This window comes from Halanaerobium sp. (assembly GCF_003070835.1).
The window spans coordinates 1-2,646 of the sequence record NZ_QBLR01000404.1; the positions used below are offsets into that span (position 1 = coordinate 1).

At 34.2% G+C, this 2,646-nt stretch carries 4 protein-coding genes; all 4 read right to left on the reverse strand.

Going from position 1 to position 2,646, the window contains the following annotated elements; all coding sequences use genetic code 11:
• Positions 1-57 precede the first annotated feature (57 nt).
• The 4 genes from CI949_RS19655 to CI949_RS19670 are packed head-to-tail and all read right to left on the reverse strand — an operon-like array spanning position 58 to position 2,612.
• Entirely contained in the window at positions 58-720 is a 663-nt protein-coding gene (locus tag CI949_RS19655; RefSeq protein WP_290769580.1) for a 3-oxoacid CoA-transferase subunit B, read from the reverse strand.
• A gap of 1 nt (position 721) precedes the next feature.
• Positions 722-1,375: a CoA transferase subunit A gene (locus CI949_RS19660; RefSeq protein WP_290769582.1), complete on the reverse strand. Its 654-nt coding sequence runs from the start codon at positions 1,373-1,375 to the stop codon at positions 722-724.
• A gap of 24 nt (positions 1,376-1,399) precedes the next feature.
• A complete protein-coding gene (locus tag CI949_RS19665; protein WP_290769584.1) occupies positions 1,400-2,212 on the reverse strand; it encodes a 3-keto-5-aminohexanoate cleavage protein in 813 nt (270 codons plus the stop codon).
• Positions 2,213-2,222: 10 nt separating this feature from the next.
• Positions 2,223-2,612 (reverse strand): hotdog fold domain-containing protein, encoded by a 390-nt coding sequence (locus tag CI949_RS19670; protein WP_365942020.1) that lies wholly within the window; start codon positions 2,610-2,612, stop codon positions 2,223-2,225.
• Positions 2,613-2,646 lie beyond the last annotated feature (34 nt).

A 2,646-nucleotide genomic window follows, 5' to 3' on the forward strand; every position in this document is an offset into this window, starting at 1 on the left:
GATAAATACAGATTGTTTTTCTTGTATTTAATATTTTAGCTATCCTAAAGATTGATTTTAATAAATCATTTCCTTTAAATCTTTTGCTACAATTAATTCTGCATCTGTTGCTTCTTTTATTTCTTCAATAGTAAAATCAGGATTTATTTCTTTTAGGATTAATTTTTCATCCTCAATCTTATAATAACCCATTTCTGTAACTATATAATCAACCTCTTTTTTTGCTGTTAGTGGAAGAGTGCATTCTGCTAAAATTTTTGAATTCCCTCGTTTTGTAGTCTGAAGTGTAGCAATAATTACTTCTTTTGCACCTACCACAAGATCCATTGCCCCTCCCATACCTGGAACAATTTTATTAGGTATCATCCAGTTAGCTAAGTTACCCTTAGCATCTACTTGAAGTGCTCCTAAAATTGTTTTATCAACATGGCCGCCTCTGATAATTGTAAAAGATTCTGCACTATCAAAAAACATAGCACCATCTTTTACAGTGACTGCTTCTCCCCCAGCATTAGTTAAGTCTTTATCTTCTTTACCTGCTTCAGGTTTTGGCCCCAAACCGAGAAATCCATTTTCTGACTGCAGCATTATATCTATTTCATCTGAAATATGGTTAGCAACTAAAGTTGGCATCCCTATCCCTAAATTAACAACATCGCCATCTTCTAAACTTTTAGCTATTCTTTTAACTATAATTTCTTTCTTTTCTTTAACATCCATTTTAATTATCACCTCTTACGATGTAATCTACAAAAATTGAAGAAGTCATTACATGATCAGGATCAATTTCTCCAACTTCTACAATTTCTTCTGCTTCTACAATCACAGTATCACAGGCCTTAGCAATTAAAGGATTAAAATTTCTGGCACTTTTTCTGTAAATCAGATTACCTTTTTTGTCAGCTTTCCAGGCTTTAACCAGTGCTACATCCCCTTTGATTGGAAGTTCTAATAAATATTTTTCCCCATTGCTTTCTATTACGTCTTTACCTTCTTCAACTACGGTTCCTACACCAGTTGGTGTCAAAAATCCACCAAGACCGGCTCCCCCTATTCTTACTCTTTCTGCAAGTGTTCCCTGGGGAACTAATTCAACCTCCATACTGCCATCATTCATTTTTTTCCCAGTATCAGGATTTGTACCAATATGACTTGCAATTACTTTTTTCGCACAATTATTAGAAACTAACTTTCCGAGTCCCCTATCTGGGAAAGATGTATCATTAGCAATAATTGTTAAATCCTCAACTCCGTTATCAATCAATTTATCTACAATTTTTTCTGGAGTACCACAAGCTAAAAATCCTCCAATCATAACTCTACTTCCAGATTCAACTTTTGCAGCTGCTTTTTCTAATGAAATAATTTTACTCATTTCAAAGCTCCTTTCAACATTAAATTATTTAAGATTTAAAATCTCTCTTGCTTCATCTGGTGTGGCAACTTCTCTTCCTAATTCATTTGCCATTCTTGCAACTCGCTCAACTAATTGAGCATTACTTTTTGCAATTTCACCTTTTTTATAATAGATATTATCTTCAAATCCAACTCTAACGTGTCCCCCCATAGCAACTCCCATCATTGCCAGAGAAGTTTCATGTCTGCCAATTCCAGCTACAGTCCAGGTAGATCCTTGTGGAATACTTTCAACCATAAAAACTAAATTTTTTGCTGAAGCAGGCATTGCTCCGGGTACTCCAAGTACAAAATCAAAATGAAGTGGTGTTGACACTAAATTATTTTTTATTAAGTATTCAGCATTAGCAATCATCCCAGGTTCAAAAACTTCAATTTCTGGTTTCACTCCATTTTCTTTCATTTTTTTAGCAAATTTAACAATATACTCTTTGGAGTTCATAAAAACATCATCACCAAAGTTACAGGTTCCTGTACTTAAAGTTGCCATTTCAGGTTTTAAATCAACTGGCTGTAATCTTTCTTCTGCTGTATGCCAGGTTGCTCCTCCAGTGGAAGGTTGAAAAATTACAGGACATCTTTTTTCAATTTCTTCTTTTATAGATTTATAATATTCAATATCCTGAGTTGGAGAGCCATCATCTTCTCTAGCGTGAACATGTACTATAGCTGCTCCTGCCTCATATGCTTTTTCTGCCTCAACAGCAATTTCTTCAGCTGTTATTGGTAGATTGGGCTGAATTTCTTTAGTAACTTCTGCTCCTGTTAAAGCTGCAGTAATAATTAATTTATCCACTTTTTACCCCCTAATTTCTTTGTTTATCTTTTGGAACAACACAGACACCTTTTGCTTTTGCTACAACAATAGGTTCATCTAAAACATCTCTGGCTGAATCAGGTAGTTCTTTATTGTCTGGTGAAGTAATAACTTTTCTAGCTTCAAATTCCATTTTTCTGGAACTATTACCGACTTTAACTATTTCTCCAACTGCTTCTATGTAATCTCCTTCAAAAACAGGAGCAGTAAATTCTACATTAGTGTATGAAACAAATAAACCTTCATCACCATCCTGACGAATTAATAGTTCAGTAGCAACATCACCAAATAATTCTAACATTTTAGCTCCGTCAACTAATCCACCACCATAGTGTGCATCTGCTGAACTCATTCTCATTCTGATCATTGCTTTACTCATTTTCATTCTCCTTTTTAAAGTAATATATTTTAAT